Source organism: Mediterranea sp. An20 (assembly GCF_002160055.1).
Classification (GTDB): Bacteria; Bacteroidota; Bacteroidia; order Bacteroidales; family Bacteroidaceae; genus Bacteroides; species Bacteroides avicola.
In genome coordinates this window covers 98,337-116,785 of the sequence record NZ_NFJV01000011.1, presented here as the reverse complement: position 1 = coordinate 116,785, position 18,449 = coordinate 98,337, and the positions used below count along the sequence as shown (strand labels likewise).

Here is an 18,449-nt window from a genome sequence, read left to right as displayed (position 1 = left end):
AGAAGCGTTGAATGGTTTCCTTGGGTCGAAGTGGATGACGCGGATAGGACAGATGACTGCAGACAATAGATGAATACTCCAAACTGCCTTCACGCTTTCACCGTCGTACAAACCGATGTAAATCAGTGGAATATTGTGAAACATACATCCTTCACACTGCTTTCACAGTCCTTTCATGGCTCTAAGCTATAAGAACCGTATGGCTAAGCGCTGAGTCCTGTGTTTCCAAGCGCTGAGCAATTTGCTTTCAAAACGATAGGAGGAAAATCAGGCAAGAATCCGTCTAATCTGTGGCAATCTGCCTGTGAAAGCACCGTGAAGGATGTATGTTTCACAGCATTTCATTCATTCACAGTGATTTGCAAAGGCGTGAAGGCGTGAAAGCAGTTTGGTGCCAAACTTTGTGCAGAAGGATTTTTATGTACCATGCACCTGTTTTGCACCTCACTTTTCATTTATAAAAAATGGCAGCTTACGATTTATCAAGCTGTTGTATGTCAGTAAGATGCTGTGAAACATGCCCGATATTCATTTATATTTTCATTTATATTCGGGAGCAGAATCCGGTTTCACTGAAAAATTGTAAGCAGGCTGGTTTTGCATGATAAAAACAGACTACAATGAGAAAAATACTTATCTTGTTCTATAACAAACTTTGGGGAGTTTCCTGGGAGAACGAAGCCTGTGCATCCATCCCCGATGGTTTTGAACTGACCGACGACCGCAGCCGGATGGCTGAAGCGGACGCAGTGGTGTTTCATCTGCCCGACCTGGCCCGTTGCATGGACGGGGAGGAAATAGAAAAACGGGACGGACAACTGTGGGTGACGTGGAACTTGGAATGCGATGACAACTACCCTTGGGTGGAGGCACCGGAAATCAGGGATTTGTTTGACCTGCGCATAGGCTACCGGCAGCAGGACGACGTGTGGTATCCGTATTTCTCATTCATCCGTGCCGAAGCCTTCACACGGTTGCCGCCGCGCCGTCCGCCGCTGGACAAAGCCTGCCTGTTCGTCTCCAGCCCTTTCAACCGCAGCCACCGTTTTGAGTTTTTGCGGGAACTGATGCGGCATACCGAAGTCGATTCATTCGGCCGGATGTTGCACAACAAAGATTTGCCGGCAGACGAGGGAAGGAAGACCCTGATGGAAAAGATAGCCGATTATAAATTTGTCATTGGCGTGGAGAATGCGCTGGCACGGGACTATGTGACGGAGAAATTCTTCCAGCCGCTGCTGGCAGGCACGGTGCCGGTCTATCGGGGTGCTCCCAACGTGGAGGAGTTTGCGCCCGGCCGGCATTGCTTTGTGGATGCCCGGGCTTTCCGTTCGCCTGCCGACCTGGCCGGGTTTATGAACCGTTGCTATGAGCACCCTGCACTGTATGATGAACTGACTGCCTGGCGGACGCAGCCCCTGCAGCCCGGCTTCGTACAAAAACTGGAACAGGTGAAGGAGCATCCGTTTGTGCGGCTGTGCAGGGTGGTGGAAGAGAAGATACGAAGAATAGAATATAAAATTACTTAAATATCCACTCCCTTTTTGTGGGAAGCCGGATATAAATGTGTAAATTAGTCAATTCATTTAAAACTATAAATGGCGTTTAAGCAGAAATTCCCCCACTATCGCCAGCTTGACTCCATGGACTGCGGTCCCACCTGTCTGCGCATGATTGCCCGGTATTACGGCAAGTCCTATTCCCTGCAGACCCTGCGGGAACGCTCGTTCATCACCCGGGAAGGGGTGTCCATGCTGGGCATCAGCGATGCGGCAGAGAGCATCGGCTTCCGCACCATGGGCGTGCGCATCACGCTGAAGCAGTTGCAGGAGGACATGCCGTTGCCCTGCATCCTGCACTGGAACCAGAACCATTTTGTGGTGTGTTACGACATCTGCCGAACGCGGAAAGGACGGATATACCGCATAGCCGACCCTGCCAGCCAACTGGTGGACTATACGGAAACGGAGTTTGGCAAGTGCTGGCTGGCTACCCGCGTGGGGGGCGAAGAGAAGGGAGCGGCGCTGGCCTTGGTGCCAGAGCCGGCTTTCTACGAGCAGGAGGGAGAAGCGGAAGAGGGACGGCAGCGGGGGCTGCGCTTTTTCTTCAAATACCTCTCACCCTACCGGCAGCAATTGGTACAGCTGGTGTTGAGCATGTTGGCGGTGAGCCTGTTGCAGCTGATATTCCCGTTTCTCACCCAGTCGCTGGTGGATGTCGGCATCCGCGACGGCAACCTGGGTTTCATCACCCTGGTGCTGATTGCCCAACTCACAGTTTCGGTGTCGCAGATTGCCGTGGAGTTCATCCGCAGCTGGATATTGCTGCATGTCAACACGCGCATCAACATCGCCCTCATCTCCGACTTCTTGTCCAAGCTGATGAAGCTGCCCCTGCGCTTCTTCGACACCAAAATGGTGGGCGACATCATGCAGCGCATCGGCGACCACAACCGCATAGAGGCTTTCCTGACCGGTTCGTCCATCAACACACTATTTTCGTTTGTCAACTTCTTTATCTTCGGCGGCATACTGGCGTATTATGACTGGCGCATCCTGCTGCTGTTCGTGGCAGGCAATTCGCTGTACATCCTTTGGGTGGTGGGCTTCATGAAGTACCGCCGCGAACTGGACATCCGCCGTTTTGCACAGGCCGCGGGCGAACAGAGCAACCTGATTCAGATGGTGACGGGCATGCAGGAAATCAAACTGAACAACTGCGAGAAACAGAAACGCTGGCAGTGGGAACGCATCCAGGTGAAGCTGTTCAAGATAAGCGTGAAGGGGCTGGCACTGGGGCAGACGCAGCAGGCGGGGTCGGTGTTTTTCAACCAGACCACCAACATACTGATATCGTTCATTGCCGCCAAGGCCGTGGTGGAGGGCGACATGACACTGGGTATGATGATGTCGCTGACCTATATCATCGGGCAACTGAACGGGCCGATCAATGCCTTTATCGGTTTCGCACAGCAGTTGCAGGATGCCAAAATCAGTCTGGAACGCCTGAACGAGGTGCATAACCGCGAGGATGAGGAACAGGATATAGGCAGCAAGCTGCAGGCCTTGCCGGAACGGCGGGACATCGTGGTGGACCATGTGTCGTTCAGCTACGACGGTGCCGACCGCGACTATGTGCTGGACGATATCTGCCTGAACATTCCCGAAAAGAAAGTGACTGCCATTGTGGGTGCCAGCGGGAGCGGCAAGACTACCCTGCTGAAGCTGATACTGGGATTCTATGAGCCGAACCGGGGGAACATACGCATAGGCGACACCCCTGTGTCCCTGCTCAATCCGCACGTGTGGCGGGCGAAGTGCGGTTCGGTGATGCAGGACGGTTTTATCTTCTCGGACACGATAGCCAACAACATTGCCGTGGGCGAGGAACACGTCGACAGGGAGCGCCTGCGCCGTGCCGTGGAGGTGGCCAATATCCGCGGCTTTATCGATTCGCTGCCATTGGGCTACAACACCAAGATAGGCATGGAAGGCAACGGCATCAGCCAGGGGCAGAAACAGCGGCTGCTGATTGCCCGCGCTGTCTACAAGAACCCGGAATTCCTGTTCTTCGATGAGGCAACCAATGCGCTGGATGCCAACAACGAGCGCGAAATCATGGAGCATTTGCAGGAGTTTTACCGGGGTAAGACGGTGGTTATCGTGGCTCACCGCCTCAGCACGGTGCGCGATGCGGACAAGATTGTGGTGCTGGACCAGGGAAAGATTGCCGAAGAAGGGACGCACCGCGAACTGACGGAACGGAAAGGACTGTATTACAGGTTGGTGAAGAACCAGCTGGAATTGGGGAACTGACAATATATGGACGAAGAAAATAAATACAAGGACATCGAACTGCGCAGCGAGGAAGTGCAGGATGTGATGGGACAGATACCGCCTGCCATCCAGCGTTATGGCATCACGGTCTTGCTGGTTATCGTGCTGTTACTGTTGGGCGGGAGTGCCCTGTTCAGTTATCCGGACAAAGTGACCACCGAGTTTACCCTGACCTCGCAGAATCCTCCTGCCTATGTGCCCGCCAAGGCGGGAGGGCGGTTGGAACGGCTTTATGTGTCCAACGGGCAGGAAGTGCGGGCGGGCGATTATCTGGCGGTGCTGGCCAATACGGCACAGACGGAAGACATTCTCTATCTGTGTGAGCGGATGGAAGCCTGGGAACGGCAGGGGGCGAGGTCTGAACAGGTCGATGTGTTGTTTACCCGCTATATGCCCCGTCTGGGCGATGTGCAGTCGGCGTATTCGTCTTGCCTGCTGGCTTGGAGCAACTATCTGCAACACATGCAGGAGGGGCGGGCATACGAAACGGAACTGCTGAATGCCGTGGCATTGCTGAATACCTCTCTGAGCGAATGGAAAAGCAACTACCTGCTGTCTGCCCCCACAGACGGGACAGTGGCTTTCATGCAGTTATGGAAAGAGAACTTGCCGGTGGAACAGGGCGAAACGATGTTTGTCGTGATACCTCCGGGAGCTTCGGAGCCTGTAGGCAAGGCTTTGCTGCCCATGCAGGGTGCCGGCAAGGTGCGTGTGGGGCAGCGTGCAGTCATCCGGATAGAAGGTTTCTCAGAGCAGGAATTCGGTTTCCTGGAAGGCAGGGTGGCTTCCATTTCGCCTGTCCCCGACGAAGAAGGCAATTTTGTGGTAGAGATAGAGCTTCCCAAGGGGCTGATGACCCACTACAGGAAAGAATTGCCGGTGATGAAAATGATGACCGGGACGGCTGACATCATTACCCAAGAACGCAGTCTGCTGCAGAGACTGTTGCAAAATGCAGGGGAGTAAGTAAGTAGTTATTGATATTTAGTTTATATGACGTGTATCTGTCTTGTTGAGCGCAGCGAAGTCGAAACATCTCCCGAAAGACACGATTCCCTTGGATAGTGCATGTAATGAGATTCTTCGACTACGCCCTACGGGCTTCGCTCAGAATGACAGACATCCCATTCTCCATTATAGTATAAACTAATTATGAACGGCTACTTAATCAGAATTAGTTTATATCAAACACAGAGACACAAAATTCTGTAACTGTCTGTCGGAAAAAATGACGGGAGGGCACAGAGTCCGCAACTTCGCCGGCAACCTACTATAGGACTCAAATGACAATCTCAAGAGATTTAGCCGATTGTAGCAGTCAGTTTATAGTCGACTTTTGCAAGTTCTTTCGTGAGCCACAGCTTTCTTCGTTCCAGCCATTTTTCATCGGAGATGCTAACTTTCGATGCTTCGTAATTGCTCTTGTTCCTCACCATAGTATAAATGATTTTGGCCAATTTGTGCGCCGTGGCACATACGGCGTACTTGCCCCCTCCCCGTGATTTCATTCTGCGGTAGAACTGCCCAAACACGCCTTTGTGTTGGGCCAGCGTCATGGCGCAGTTACGCAATATCAGCCCCACCCGGTTCACCCTCCTGGGCATCTTGCTGGACAGCTTCTTCCCGCCGGAAATCTTGTCTCTGGGCGCGAGGTTGCACCAACTGCAAATGAAAGCTGTGAAGGATGCGTGAAGGTACTATATTTCACAATAACACGCAGACATACAGTCAATTAAAATGGCGTGAAGGCGTGAAGGGAGGAACAGGAAAATCAGTATGGGGAGTGTGAAACATCGGATGCAAAGGCATGAACGCGACATCATACACCGCGAACGAACATCTGAATCATCCGAAAAAACAGAAAGCACTGCCTTCTTTCTACCGGGATTGGAAACTACGCTGCCAGCCGCCGGAGAAATGCCGACCTGCATCCGGGCAGCGTAAAATGGCACTTTAGCAGCGTAAAATGGCATTTTAGCGGCGTAACTCTGACTTTGGTGAAGAGCAGTGTTCTTACTTGGTGGAACACAGAGACGCAGAGCTTTTGTTTTTCGTTAAACATATCTCCATAGAGTCACAGAGTTATTCCCCGCTTTCGTGTGTAGCGAAACCGCGGACTCCGTGTCCTCCTCTCATCATTTTCCGACAGAAAGTTACGGTACTTTGTATCTCTGCGTCTGATATAAACTAAATTGATTGATTACTTATTCTCATTAATAAGGCTTTCAGGGGATGGTAGAGGGAAAATATATCTTTGTGAATCTAAAAAATGACGTTATGGATACTGCTATTAAATTTTGAGAACTGGCTGGGCATTGAAAGGAAATAAAGGTAGAATATTCTAAGGCGTTTGTGAAAGCAGTCAGGAAATTATCTGGCAAAATGCTTGATTCCGTTAGAAATGCCATACAGGAAGTCATAGAAGCTCGATATATTGATGAAATAACCGATTGTAAGAAACTGGTTGGCTATGATTTTTTTGCCCCGGCTGTCCGTGATGGATGGTCGGGGATTTTCGTTAGGATATAAAATAATATCCTTTTCCCTTGTAGAATATAAAAATATATGCTATCTTTGTACCGTAATCAGAAAACATTACGATATGCCTACAGTATTAGATTTATTCGGATTGAAATTCATCATCTTCACGGCAGACCGCCAGCCACCGCACTGCCATGTGAAGAGCAGCAACGGGGCGGCCAAATTCATCATCAAAGACAAAGTGGAGTGCGTGGAAAGCACGCTGAAGCCCAAGGAACAGAAATTGGCTGAGTATGTGCTGGAAGAGAATCTGGAAAACATCCGGGAGGCTTGGAAAAGAATCCACGGGGAGTTTTAAGGACTCCCCTTTTACCCAATATCAGGAGCGAAAGGAGGACACTATGAATGAAATGAAAATTAAGAAACTATGGTTCGCAGACGGTCGCATCTATGTGACCACAGACAAGGGAGAAACCCTGTTCCAGTCGCTGAAATTCTATCCACGTCTGCTGACAGCCACCGATGAGCAGCGGCAGGCTTATGAGTTGTGGGAATATGGCATCCTCTGGGACGCCATTGACGAAGACATGAGTTATGAGAGCTTCTACTACGATGAAACGAAACAGGTGCAATCCGGCATCCAGGATGCTTTCCTGTCGCACCCGGAACTGAACATCTCTGCCGTGGCGCGCCGGATGGGCATCCAGCAGAGCCTGCTGGCCAGTTACATCAAAGGCACCAAGAACCCCTCGCCCGAAAGGCGCAAACTTATTCAAGACACGCTGCACCAGATAGGACGTGAGCTGGTGGCAGTGGAATTATAAAGAATGGTGTAGTTATTGTTTGACAGCTTTTCTACCCATCCTGCCGGACACCTTTCGGGGTGCCCGGTTTTTTTTTGTGTCCTTTTCCCGGCAACGGCTGACTTCTACCTTTGCGACAAGCAAATAACAGGAATATGGGAGCACATGCAGAACGGATGGCCGGGTACGGCAATAGGAACCGCAGCCGCAAGGGCGAGGGGTATCCCATCGAGGTATATATCGAGGGGGACACCGGCATCACGCAACAATGGGAACGCCAGCAGGACCGGAAGGCGGTGGCTACCTTCAACCACCGGGTGCGTGCCTGGGGGACGAAGGTGAACGATGCCTTGCAATACAGCATCGCCGACCATATTGCCGAGGACAACACGCTGTCCGCCTCGCTCAAGACGAACTACCGCCACTGGGGCAGGACACCGCAGGCCGGACAGGAAATCACTTCCATCGGATTTTCTTTCGAGGAAGCAGGATTGTATGTCCACCTCGGCGTGGGACGCGGCTACAACCGTGAAGACGGTACGGTAGTGGTGACCAAGCAGCACAACCGGGACATGATCCGCAAACCCCAACCGTGGTTCGACCCGGTCATCGAGAACCATATCGAGACGTTGCAGCAGATTGTGATTGACTATTGCGGCGACCTCTTCATCAACACCTCACACATATTAATCAACCGATAAATGAAAAAGATAGGAAAATTCAGCTTCGTAGACACTGCCGCAGGCCAGTATGCCCTGCACATGGACTGGAGCAGCTCGATGTCGCAACTGTTCGACCTCGGCGGGCGGAACTGGGACGATGACCCGGTGAGCGTGGCCGGTGAACGGGTGGTGCCCTGGGGCAAGGACAACAACCTGCCGCACGCCATCCGCGACCTGAACGATAACATGATTGCCGCGGCCTACGTGGTCCATGCGCCGAGCCAATACTGGAAAGACATCCGGAAACAGGTGCTGGAGGTGCACCCGGACTGGACGGAAGAGCAGGTGAAAAAGGAGATAGACAGGCTGAAGGACCGGCTGACGCAGCAGATTGCAGACGTGATGGCGGGCAAGAACAACGCGGGCAAGTTCTTCAGCTGCGTGGACTTCACGGACGATTACGGCCATGCCCAGTCGTGGAAGATTGAACCCATCGAGATGAACATCGACAAGTACATCGAGGCGCAGGCCAAGATTTCCCGCATCGCGAACAGTTCGATCACCAGCGGCTTCGGTCTCAGCCCTGCCCTGGCCAACATCATAATCGACGGCAAGAGCGACAACGGCAGCCAGATGCTCTACGCGCTGAAAATCTTCTACGGGGCGGACACGCAGATTGCCGAGGACATCGCGCTGGAGGCGGTGAACGATGCCATCCGCATCAACTTCCCGGAGAAAAGTCATAGACATCCCTGAAGATATTTTTCGGTATCTGTCAGTCAAAGTTGCCATGCAAGGCACCAACTTGAAAAAGTATATTGAAGGACTTCTTGCAAAAGATGTGGAGGACATGGTAGCTGGTATGGATAATAATGAGGCATATCAGTGGCTTTCAAGAAATGAACCAGATGGCCATGTCAGGGCAGGGGAAAAAGAAAAACGGGATTTTGAGAACTGGCTGGGCATTGAAAGGAAATGAAGGTAGAATATTCTAAGACGTTTGTGAAAGCAGTCAGGAAATTATCCGGCAAGAAACTGGCTGGCTATGATTTTGTTTATCGCATACGCATCGGCAATTACCAGGCATTCTTTACTTTACATGTCCATATTGAAAACGATGTGGTGATGTTTGAATATCTGCTGCCAAGGGGGGAAGCGTATGATAAGAAGAATCAGGAGAAACTGCGATGTATAGATGAATGAGAAAACAAAAAAAGAGCCGTTATCAGAACTCCTCGCTCTGACTCAGCTCTTCACTGTTCCTTTTCCTTCATAGATAGGGCTTTCGGGGGATTAGGGACGGAAATAAAAAAGGTGAGGGTTTACAATTATTAAGGCAAGCCCGTTAAATGAGCATAAAAGAAAGGGGGAATAAAAAGGGGAATACGAAGAGACTTAAAAGAAAAATCCGCTGATTTTCAGCGGATTTTAATTCATTATGTGGAGCTGGAGGGAGTCGAACCCTCGTCCAAACGAGGAAATCATAAGCTTTCTACATGCTTATCTTTGCCTAAATTTTCGTGCTACGGCAGAACCAAAGCCATCAACCGTAACCTTATCCTCTAAAACTTCATCTGCGCCGCAAGGCCGACGCCGACTATCTCCGATATGACTGCACCACTCTGCCGGAATGCTTCGGAGCAACAGCTTCCGAGTGATGTCTCGTTCCAGCACCTGGTGCCGGAATTAAGCTCTAATCTACTATACTTCGATTACGCAGCGAGAGCGTAGTTGTTTTCGCCAGATAAATTTTTGAGGACTGAGATTTAAGTGCCAGCCAACGAAGCACTGCATGCTTACCTACCATTTCTGCCCGCTGTCAAATCCAGTCAACCCCTTGATGGAATCGTCAACAACAGACGATATATGATTTGGTGGACAAAGGTAATACATTTTTCTGAATTCTCCTAATTTTAAGTATTTTTATACCTGATTCCAACACATTCTTTGCTTCTTTGCCACTTTTCATGCCTGCCTGACACAAAAGAACAAAGGAATACCACTCTCCCACTCCAATAACATGAGTTTACCTGCCTGCATCTCAAGAAAATGATGAAGATTGCACAGAAAATCATTACCTTTGCGGAGTTGAACGAATAAAATAGAAAACTCCATGTCTATGAAATCCTTGTTTACTCCTATCCTGGCTGCTCTCTGCCTGGGTTCCTGTGCCTCCCGTCAGGCAAGCAACAATGTCGGCGAACTGACCTTGCTGGTAGGTACTTATACCAGCGGCAACAGCACAGGCATCTACAGCTTCCGGTTCAATGAAGAAACGGGACACAGCCTGCTGCTCGATTCTGCCATCCTGCCCAATCCTTCTTACTTGACGGTATCGGCCGATGCAAAACGTGTCTATGCCGTCAACGAAATGAATGACAGCACAGCCTCGCTCAGCACCTTGGATTTTGATGCAGCAACAGGCTCTCTGCAACTGCTGAACCGACAACTGACATACGGTGCCGATCCTTGTTATGTAGCAACTAACGGACGCTTAGTGCTTACAGCCAACTACAGCGGAGGCAATCTGTCGGCATTCCCTCTGAATGATGACGGCATTGCCGAACCTTTGAGCGGACTTTTCCCTGGAAAGGCAACAGGACCTGACTCTGTGCGGCAAAGTACCCCGCACGTACATTGTGCTGCCTTTACACCCGACAGTCTCTACGTGTTTGCTACAGATTTCAGCGCCGACCGCCTGATAAGATTCGACCTTTTCACAGACAGCATTACCCCCTCGTCAGACTCTACTTCCGTGCAGCTCACTCCTGGCACCGGCCCACGCCATCTGATCTTTGCTCCGGACGGACAACATGCCTACGTCATAGGTGAACTTTCCGGTCAGATTACTGCTTTCGACTACCATAAGGGAAAGCTCATACCTATACAAACCCTGGCAGCTGATACAACCGGCGCACGTGGAAGCGCCGACATACGCATCAGCCCCGACGGACGCTTCCTCTATGCCAGCAACCGCCTTAAAAACGACGGACTGGCTATCTTCGCCATTCACCCGGAAAACGGCACGCTCACACCTGTAGGTTACCAGACGACGGGCATTCATCCGCGAAACTTCAACCTCACCCCCAACGGAAAATACTTGCTGGTAGCCTGCCGGGACAGCCACATAATCCAGGTTTATAAACGTGACATACAAACCGGTCTGCTGACTGACACGAACCAAGACATACAAACAGACCAGCCTGTATGCATCCAGTTTGTTAATAAACCATAAACAGACTTCCTCATATAGAAGAAGTTGATTAACTTTGTTCTGCTTAGCTAAGATAGAAGTATTATGAAAAAAACAATGACAATGATAAGCAAGCCCCAAAGGCTGATGGCTACCCTTCTCCTACTGACCTCATTAAACGCTGCCGCACAGACAGAAGTCACCGCAGGCGTAATGCGGGGCAAAGACTACGGTGTAACCTATATGCTGCCAAAAACAGAAATAGAAATATCTCTGCAAATCACGAAACACAGCTATACACCCGGACGCTTCTGCCAGTACGCATCCCGCTACCTGCAACTGAACAACGTTTCAGGCGAACCGGAAACCCACTGGACATTGGACAATATCCAGATGAACACCGTAGGCATACCCGACAGGGAGAATGTCTATTTTGTCAAACTGAAAGACAAAACCGTAGCTCCCCTCATGGAACTGACCGAAGACGGCATTGTCTACTCTATCAACATGCCTTTCAGCGGACGTAAAACAACCCGACCCGACACGGAGGCCAATACGCGCAAGAAATCACAACCCGACCCAAGCCAATTCCTGACAGAAGATATTCTGATGGCCAGTTCCACCGCCAAGATGGCAGAACTGGTGGCCAAAGAAATCTACAACATACGCGAAAGCCGCAATGCCTTGCTGCGTGGAGAAACTGATACACCCCCACAGGACGGAAACCAGCTGAAACTCATGCTCGACAACCTGCAACTACAGGATGAAGTATTAACGGAAATGTTTAAAGGAAAGGCTGAAAAAGACACGCAAACAATACGTCTCCGCATCACACCCGAAGAGATGAAAGACAGAGTCGTATTCCGCTTTTCTCAGAAGTTAGGCCTGCTGGACAAAGACGACCTGGCGGGTGAACCCTATTACCTCAGTATCACCAACCTGCAGACACCTGCCATCCCAGCAGCTACAGAAGAGGACAAAAAGAAGGAATTGGAAGGAGTGGCATACAATGTACCGGGACGGGCCCGTATCGTGCTGATGCAAGGCAACCGCACGCTGACGGAAACCGAACTTCCCGTCACGCAATTCGGCACACGGGAATATTTGGCTCCGGTGCTGTTTAACAAAAACTCCACTACCAAAGTGCTATTTGACACTGCCACGGGTGGACTTATCAAAGTGGACAGAGAACAGTAGGAAAAAGGCACTGCCACCGCAGAGAGCCTATTCATAACAGTACAAGAAGAGCCGGCAGCAGACCACAAGTACTCTTGGTTTGCTGTCGGCTCTCAGCATATATTCACAGCATAAAAAAGTCCGGCTGTTTGGCAACAAAAGAACCTGGAATGACGATTACGCCCGCCCCCCTTCAGGACAAACCTCCAACCTATAAGAAGCAAACTGCTAACCAATAACGGGCGGACTGCCCAAGTATTAGAAGTCCACCCGTTATCTATAAGAAGCATTTATCTGCTTATCAGAAAAATACGATACAGGCAACGTCACTTATTCCCTGTTGGGAAGAAAAAGTCGCTCTGCATGAATATCACCGGCCTTCACTCCCCATTGCCCATCACCATGAAAATCATCTGACACACAAACGGATGAAACCGTCTTTCCTCATTTGCATCAGGTAGGCTGTGACACGAGAGGCATAATCCCCTTCTCCTTCAAAATGAGAAGCCAACTGCTCTATGATTTCACGAACCGTACGTTGCCCGTCTATCAGATTCCATACAGCTGTCCCATGTTCCTCCAAACGGACGTGAATATAAGGCGACATCGTTTTGGGCAGAAAAAAACGTCTCATCCATGCCAACCGGAAACGGGGATATGCCAGAACAGCACAGTCCCCTTCCCACTCCGTGGTAATACGCTCACTACGTACAGGAACCGTATCCAGCAGATTGAACTTGACCTTCTTCTTCATGCCTTCTGCCCCTCCGAAATATTAGCCGCGAATATTAGGTTCTTCCAAATGATAACCGTATTTCCGGTCTGCCCGCTTCAACAGAACAGCCACCACCAGCGACAGGCAGGCAATGCCGGTGAAAATACACATCGGAAGTGTATAATCATACAGAGTGGTTCCGCTCTCGTCCTGCCCTACAATGCAATAGACATCAAGCACCTTGCCTATCAGGGTCGGGATGCCCCATAAACCGATATTTTGAATAAAGAATATCATGGCATACGCCGTACCCAACTGGCTGACAGGAAAAATCTTGGCCACAGCCGGCCACATAGCCGACGGCACCAGCGAAAAGGCAATGCCCAGAATAATCATCAGCACAATAGCTACCAGCCAATAATGGATGCCCGGAATGGCATAGATGAAATGCACACCTATCAGCATGGCCGAACCCAACGCCATAATAGACGCTGCCTTGCCACGCTTGTCGATGTAACCACCGAATATCGGAGTAAGAATCAAGGCACCCAACGCAGGCAATCCGGCAAACGTGCCAGCCACGCTCTCATCAATGCCATATTTCAATATCATAAACTCCGAAGCAAACTTTTGGAAAGGGAACACACACGAATAGAACAGTACACACAACAAGGCTATCAGCCAGAATCCGGGATTGCACAACACGTTCTTTACATCCTTGAAAGAGAATTTCTCGCTCTCCCCTTCCGCACCCGATTCCATTTTGGCTGCTTCCATCTGCCTGTCGAGTTTGCGGTCCATTACGGCAAAAACGAAAAATGCCACCAACCCGCCGATAAGCAGAATCAAGCCCAACAGTACAGGTGTCGTGATGTTATAGGCACGGGCCAAGGGTATTGCTACCGCATAACCAGCTTGCGAGCCAATACGCGCCAATGCCACCTGTACTCCCATGGCTGTTGCCAACTCTTTACCCTGAAACCATTTGGCTATGATTTTCGTCACCGTAATACCGGCCACCTCGGCACCCACACCGAAAATGGAATAGCCGGCAAAGGCCATAAAGACACCTATTTTATAGCCGAACAACTCCCGGCAGCCAAACATTTCCGCATCGGCACCGGCCAAGGTAGTCATGGCATAATATTCCAATGCCGTGCCGCCTACCATCAGAACAGTAGCCAGCTTTCCGGTAAAGCGAATGCCGAAACGGTCCAGAATCAGTCCTCCCCATATCAGCATCAGGAAAAACACATTCAGGAAACTGTATCCACCGGTATAGAAACCAAAATCAGAACTCGACCACCTCAAGTCTGTTTCCAACATCGACTTCAAAGGTGCCATAACATCATTCACATAATAAGCTGCCATCATGGTAAAGGCAACAATGCCCAACGCCCCCCAACGGACAGCTTTGGAATCATTCAACTTACGTATCAATTGTTCAGTCATTGTAAAAGTATAAGTGTTTTATTATTCAGCATGCAAAAAAGGGTTGATGCCGTTGGCGGCCATCAACCCTCCCTTTCAATTTTTATAAAAATAACGAAGGACGACACACCCTTTATTATTTGGCAGTATCGGCCGGTGCGGCATTCTCTGCCGGTGCTTCAGTCTGCGGTGCATTCGTGCCCATAGGCAAGTTATACGGGTTGGTGCTTTCTTCCTTCTGAGCCTGTTCCAGAATTACATCGCTCTTTCCCGTACTGGTAGGCAATACATAGGCCGAAGCAATACTAATCACTACCATAGCAGCGGCCAGCGTCCAGGTTGTCTTCTCCAGAAAATCCGTGGTTTTGCGCACACCCATAATCTGATTGGATGAAGAAAAGCTCGAAGCCAAACCACCCCCCTTAGAGTTTTGTATCAGCACAATAAAACACATCAGCAAAGCTGCTATCACCATAAAGATAACTAATAAGTAGTACATTTTTGTTATTTTGAATTAGCGTTAATAATCAATTTTTCCAGAAATCGGATTTGGTCTGCAAAGTAAGCATTTTTTTTTGGATATTTCAAGCTTAACTTTTTAATAATTTCCAACGCCTTCTCATATCGGTGCTGTTTAATGTAGATTTTGGCCAAAGTTTCCGTAAAACAACTTTCATCAAGTTCATTTTCACCTGCCAAATCGGGACCAGAAGCCGACCTTTCCGGCAACGGTTCATCAGGCAGAGGCACTTGCGGCTGTTCTGTCCTGGCCGATTCTTGCTCACGGATAAAACCGTCAATCAAATCCTGCCCACGCAATGGCGGCACGGTATTTGCCTCTTCCTCCCGATCTGCCGACTCATTTTCCTGAAGTAAAAAAGACGTATAGTCCATTGCATAATCCAACCCTACAGACTGTTCTGCCGTCGCCTCCTCCGGTGCCTGAGCCAGGAAATCGTCAATCAACGACAAGGTCCGGTCCATACTTGGCTCTTCCTCTACCGATACAGAAAGCCTTGTACTGTCAACGACAGGATAACCTTTGATGAGATGGAATAACACGCGGCGGTCGGCTACAAACGGAGCGGTCCGTCGCAGTTCTTCACCCAAACCTCCATCATTCAGTAGCGAAAGATTTCTCAGATAAAGCAAACGGGCAGACTGGAAATACGGAAAACGGTCCACTAATCTGCGAAGTTCCTCCAGCGAATTACCGTCCAATAACTCAGGATGTTCTATCCATTGTTGCAAAAGTGCGGAAGTCATCATCCCAATTACCAGTTTGCTACCGTCGAGTTAAAAATCTGTTCTGTTATATCTCTCACCATCAGAGTAATCAGTTCATCTTGCACGGCCGTCAGCAGCTGAGTGGATTCGTACGTCTGAAAGGCTGAGAACTGTTGATTATCAAAATCCTCCTCATGATTGGTATTATTGACATAAGTCACGCTTACGGTCAGGGTCAGCTTCACTTCCGAAGAATAACCGCTGGCATCCACACCCTGGTTGTACTGATTGTAACCGGTAATGGCACCGCTCAACTCCAAGTCACCTCCCGAATTAACCAGTTTCAAGCGTGTCTGCTGGATAAACATATCCTTCAGACGCTGATTGAATTCAATAGCCAGCGGTGCATAGACATAATCTGCCTGGTTCTGGAACTCGGCAATCGAAATAGTCTTCACCTTCGAATAGTCAATAGAACTGATAGGAGCCAATCCTATCTGAACCTTGCAGGAAGTTACCAGAAACGGCAACGCGCATAAGGCGATAACCGGCAATAGTATTTTCTTAATCCAAACCATATTCTTTTATTTTTCTATATAGAGTGCGCTCTGAAATATTCAAATCCTGGGCAGCACTTTTCCGCTTGCCATGATGCTTCTCAAGTGCTTTACGTATCATTTCTTTCTCTACATCGTCCAGCGACAAAGATTCTTCCACATATTCCTCCGTATCTTGAATATCCGGGTTCACCGAATGCGTCACCGGCTTCACGGGCTGACTGATGATAGTCGGCACGTTAGTCCCAACAGCCGGAGTCACCACTGCCGGATGCGCAGGTGCGTAATATTCCCCTTTATTACCGATAGGGGCTGTTCCGGCAGCATTGCGTTCAGTCATAATCTCATGCACCAACTTCTTCAACTCAGTCACATCCTGACGCATATCAAACAATACCTGATAAAGTATCTCACGTTCGCTTTCAAAGCTTTTCTCATGCCTCCCTGCAACGGCCGGCAGATTCCGGGCAGCTTCCTGCTCGGGCAGGTAGTTTTTCAGGATGGCAGCTGTAATGTCACGGTTGGTTTCTATAATGGAAATCTGCTCCGTGATATTCTTCAACTGGCGCACATTGCCTGGCCACGAATAAGTCAGCAGCATCTGCTTGGCCTCATCGGTCAGTTGTATGGCAGGCATGTGGTATTTCTCTGCAAAGTCAGAAGCAAACTTTCGGAAAAGCAACACCACGTCCTCGCCCCGCTCACGTAAGGGAGGTATCTGTATAGGTACCGTATTCAGGCGATAATATAAATCCTCCCGAAAACGCCCATCGGCGATAGCCTGCCTCAGGTTGACATTGGTAGCGGCCACAATGCGGACATCTGTCTTTTCCACCTTCGAAGAGCCCACCTTGATAAACTCCCCGCTTTCCAGCACACGCAGAAGGCGCGCCTGTGTAGGCATAGGCAGTTCGCCCACCTCATCCAGAAAGATTGTACCTCCGTTGGCTTCGCCGAAATATCCCTTACGTTCACCGATAGCTCCCGTAAAGGCACCCTTCTCATGACCGAACAACTCAGAATCGATGGTTCCCTCGGGGATGGCTCCACAGTTGACAGCAATATACTGCCCATGCTTGCGGCGACTATACTGGTGGATAATCTGCGGAAAGCTTTCCTTACCCACCCCGCTTTCACCGGTAATCAGCACAGACAAATCCGTAGGTGCCACCTGAATGGCTATGTCAATGGCACGCATCAGAGTTTCATTGTTGCCGATGATGCCAAAACGAAGTTTGACCTGTTGTATCTCAGCTTTTGTCATATTTATAACTCCTCTTCCACCGTATCGAGTTTCAGTTTGTCGCTGTCGTCACGTTTCTCATAATACTGCTTACGCAAGGGGTTGGAACGTGCCTCTTTCTCCTGCTGACGGTTGCGGAAAACATCAATGGCCACATAAACCGCCTGGCGGAAAGAATCCTCCGAAGCCAGTCCTTTGCCGGCTATATCGTAAGCTGTTCCGTGAGCGGGAGAGGTTCGCACCACCGGGAGTCCTGCCGTAAAGTTTACCCCCTCATCCATGGCCAATGCCTTGAACGGAGCCAGACCTTGGTCGTGATACATAGCCAGGATGCCATCGAAATGTCTGAAATTGCCCGACCCCATAAAGCCATCGGCCGGGTAAGGTCCATAACATAATACTCCCTTGGCTGCCATTTCTTTAAGAGCGGGAATAATGATTTTTTCTTCTTCCGTCCCCAACAAGCCGCCGTCACCGGCATGAGGATTAAGAGAGAAAACAGCAATGCGAGGGGCACTTATGCCAAAATCCTGCTTCAGCGAGCGGTTGAAGATGTCCAGTTTCTCTTCTATCAGTTCTTTGGTAAGAGTCGGGGCTATCTGGCTGACCGGTATGTGCCCTGTCACCAATGCTACCCGGAAGTCGCCTTTCATAAGAATCATCAGCGCCTTCTGCCCTTCCCCCAAGCGCTGCTCGATGTACTCAGTATGTCCGGGAAAATTAAACTGTTCCGAATGAATGGTATGTTTGTTGATAGGAGCCGTCACGATGGCATCAATCAGGCCGCTCTGATACTCTTCCATGGCTTTCTCCAACGCACCGAGAGCTGCTTTTCCTGCTTCGACATCGGCTTTGCCGAACTCTACCTTCACTTCATCGTCAGTACAGTTCACCACACTGAGGCGCCCGTCGGCTGCTTCGGAAGCAGAATTAATGATACTGAAATTAGTAGGCAAATCGAGCGACTTGCGGTGATAGGCCGCCACTTTAGGAGAGCCGTAAATGACGGGAGTACACAACTCCAGCATCATCGGTTCGGCAAATGTCTTCAGAATCACTTCATAACCCACGCCGTTGATGTCTCCCTGCGTGATGCCAATTTTTATCTTATATTCTTCCATTTTC

The 18,449-nt window shown here is 49.8% G+C and carries 19 protein-coding genes and 1 other RNA gene; 11 read left to right on the top strand and 9 right to left on the bottom strand.

The features are described from left to right. Positions 1–620: 620 nt before the first annotated feature. From B5F34_RS08340 to B5F34_RS08330, 3 genes are all read left to right on the top strand, one after another. Positions 621–1,529: a glycosyltransferase family 10 gene (locus B5F34_RS08340; protein WP_087337236.1), complete on the top strand. Its 909-nt coding sequence runs from the start codon at positions 621–623 to the stop codon at positions 1,527–1,529. A 69-nt stretch (positions 1,530–1,598) separates the two neighbouring features. After that, the gene (locus tag B5F34_RS08335; protein ID WP_087337233.1) at positions 1,599–3,815 is read left to right on the top strand and encodes a peptidase domain-containing ABC transporter; all 2,217 of its coding nucleotides are present in this window, start codon (positions 1,599–1,601) and stop codon (positions 3,813–3,815) included. Positions 3,816–3,821: 6 nt separating this feature from the next. Beyond that, positions 3,822–4,802, top strand: a complete 981-nt coding sequence (locus tag B5F34_RS08330) for an HlyD family secretion protein (protein ID WP_087337230.1) — start codon at positions 3,822–3,824, stop codon at positions 4,800–4,802. Positions 4,803–5,137: 335 nt separating this feature from the next. Here the strand turns inward: B5F34_RS08330 and B5F34_RS08325 are convergent, their stop codons facing one another. Next, complete coding sequence (locus B5F34_RS08325) at positions 5,138–5,440, bottom strand: hypothetical protein (protein ID WP_140392983.1); 303 nt, start codon at positions 5,438–5,440, stop codon at positions 5,138–5,140. 998 nt (positions 5,441–6,438) lie between these two features. On the opposite strand from B5F34_RS08325, the gene B5F34_RS08315 reads away from it, so the two are divergent. From B5F34_RS08315 to B5F34_RS08290, 6 genes are all read left to right on the top strand, one after another. Continuing rightward, positions 6,439–6,675 carry a DUF4160 domain-containing protein gene (locus B5F34_RS08315; RefSeq protein ID WP_087337224.1) on the top strand — a complete coding sequence of 79 codons (237 nt, stop codon included), beginning with the start codon at positions 6,439–6,441 and terminating at the stop codon, positions 6,673–6,675. Positions 6,676–6,718: 43 nt separating this feature from the next. Next, positions 6,719–7,141 carry a DUF2442 domain-containing protein gene (locus B5F34_RS08310; protein ID WP_239448879.1) on the top strand — a complete coding sequence of 141 codons (423 nt, stop codon included), beginning with the start codon at positions 6,719–6,721 and terminating at the stop codon, positions 7,139–7,141. 134 nt (positions 7,142–7,275) lie between these two features. Next, positions 7,276–7,821, top strand: coding sequence for a hypothetical protein (locus B5F34_RS08305; RefSeq protein ID WP_087337220.1), 546 nt, complete (start codon positions 7,276–7,278; stop codon positions 7,819–7,821). Beyond that, complete coding sequence (locus B5F34_RS08300) at positions 7,822–8,538, top strand: hypothetical protein (protein WP_239448877.1); 717 nt, start codon at positions 7,822–7,824, stop codon at positions 8,536–8,538. Positions 8,539–8,587: 49 nt separating this feature from the next. Next, on the top strand, positions 8,588–8,761 hold the full coding sequence (locus B5F34_RS17885; protein ID WP_239448875.1) for a hypothetical protein: 174 nt from the start codon (positions 8,588–8,590) through the stop codon (positions 8,759–8,761). Beyond that, positions 8,758–8,985, top strand: a complete 228-nt coding sequence (locus B5F34_RS08290; protein WP_087337214.1) for a hypothetical protein — start codon at positions 8,758–8,760, stop codon at positions 8,983–8,985. The genes B5F34_RS17885 and B5F34_RS08290 overlap by 4 nt, the downstream gene beginning before the upstream one ends. Positions 8,986–9,220: 235 nt before the next feature. Here B5F34_RS08290 and ssrA read toward each other — a convergent pair. Beyond that, positions 9,221–9,619: a transfer-messenger RNA gene (gene ssrA / locus B5F34_RS08285) on the bottom strand. 282 nt (positions 9,620–9,901) lie between these two features. Between ssrA and B5F34_RS08280 the strand changes: the two genes are divergently transcribed. Together B5F34_RS08280 and B5F34_RS08275 are read left to right on the top strand one after the other, a co-directional pair. Further along, complete coding sequence (locus B5F34_RS08280; protein ID WP_087337291.1) at positions 9,902–11,017, top strand: lactonase family protein; 1,116 nt, start codon at positions 9,902–9,904, stop codon at positions 11,015–11,017. Between the two features lie 105 nt (positions 11,018–11,122). Continuing rightward, positions 11,123–12,172: a DUF4831 family protein gene (locus B5F34_RS08275; RefSeq protein WP_087337287.1), complete on the top strand. Its 1,050-nt coding sequence runs from the start codon at positions 11,123–11,125 to the stop codon at positions 12,170–12,172. Positions 12,173–12,560: 388 nt separating this feature from the next. Here the strand turns inward: B5F34_RS08275 and B5F34_RS08270 are convergent, their stop codons facing one another. The 7 genes from B5F34_RS08270 to pdxA form a co-directional block, all read right to left on the bottom strand. Next, on the bottom strand, positions 12,561–12,905 hold the full coding sequence (locus tag B5F34_RS08270; RefSeq protein ID WP_087337211.1) for a PqqD family protein: 345 nt from the start codon (positions 12,903–12,905) through the stop codon (positions 12,561–12,563). Positions 12,906–12,926: 21 nt separating this feature from the next. Then, positions 12,927–14,318: an MFS transporter gene (locus tag B5F34_RS08265; RefSeq protein ID WP_087337208.1), complete on the bottom strand. Its 1,392-nt coding sequence runs from the start codon at positions 14,316–14,318 to the stop codon at positions 12,927–12,929. 115 nt (positions 14,319–14,433) lie between these two features. Beyond that, positions 14,434–14,796 (bottom strand): preprotein translocase subunit SecG, encoded by a 363-nt coding sequence (secG, locus tag B5F34_RS08260; protein WP_087337205.1) that lies wholly within the window; start codon positions 14,794–14,796, stop codon positions 14,434–14,436. Positions 14,797–14,801: 5 nt separating this feature from the next. Then, positions 14,802–15,563, bottom strand: coding sequence for a hypothetical protein (locus tag B5F34_RS08255; RefSeq protein WP_087337284.1), 762 nt, complete (start codon positions 15,561–15,563; stop codon positions 14,802–14,804). Positions 15,564–15,571: 8 nt separating this feature from the next. After that, a complete protein-coding gene (locus tag B5F34_RS08250; RefSeq protein ID WP_087337202.1) occupies positions 15,572–16,102 on the bottom strand; it encodes an LptE family protein in 531 nt (176 codons plus the stop codon). Next, the gene (locus B5F34_RS08245; protein WP_087337200.1) at positions 16,089–17,345 is read right to left on the bottom strand and encodes a sigma-54 dependent transcriptional regulator; all 1,257 of its coding nucleotides are present in this window, start codon (positions 17,343–17,345) and stop codon (positions 16,089–16,091) included. The genes B5F34_RS08250 and B5F34_RS08245 overlap by 14 nt, the downstream gene beginning before the upstream one ends. Before the next feature lie 2 nt (positions 17,346–17,347). Further along, positions 17,348–18,445 carry a 4-hydroxythreonine-4-phosphate dehydrogenase PdxA gene (gene pdxA, locus B5F34_RS08240; RefSeq protein ID WP_087337197.1) on the bottom strand — a complete coding sequence of 366 codons (1,098 nt, stop codon included), beginning with the start codon at positions 18,443–18,445 and terminating at the stop codon, positions 17,348–17,350. Positions 18,446–18,449 lie beyond the last annotated feature (4 nt).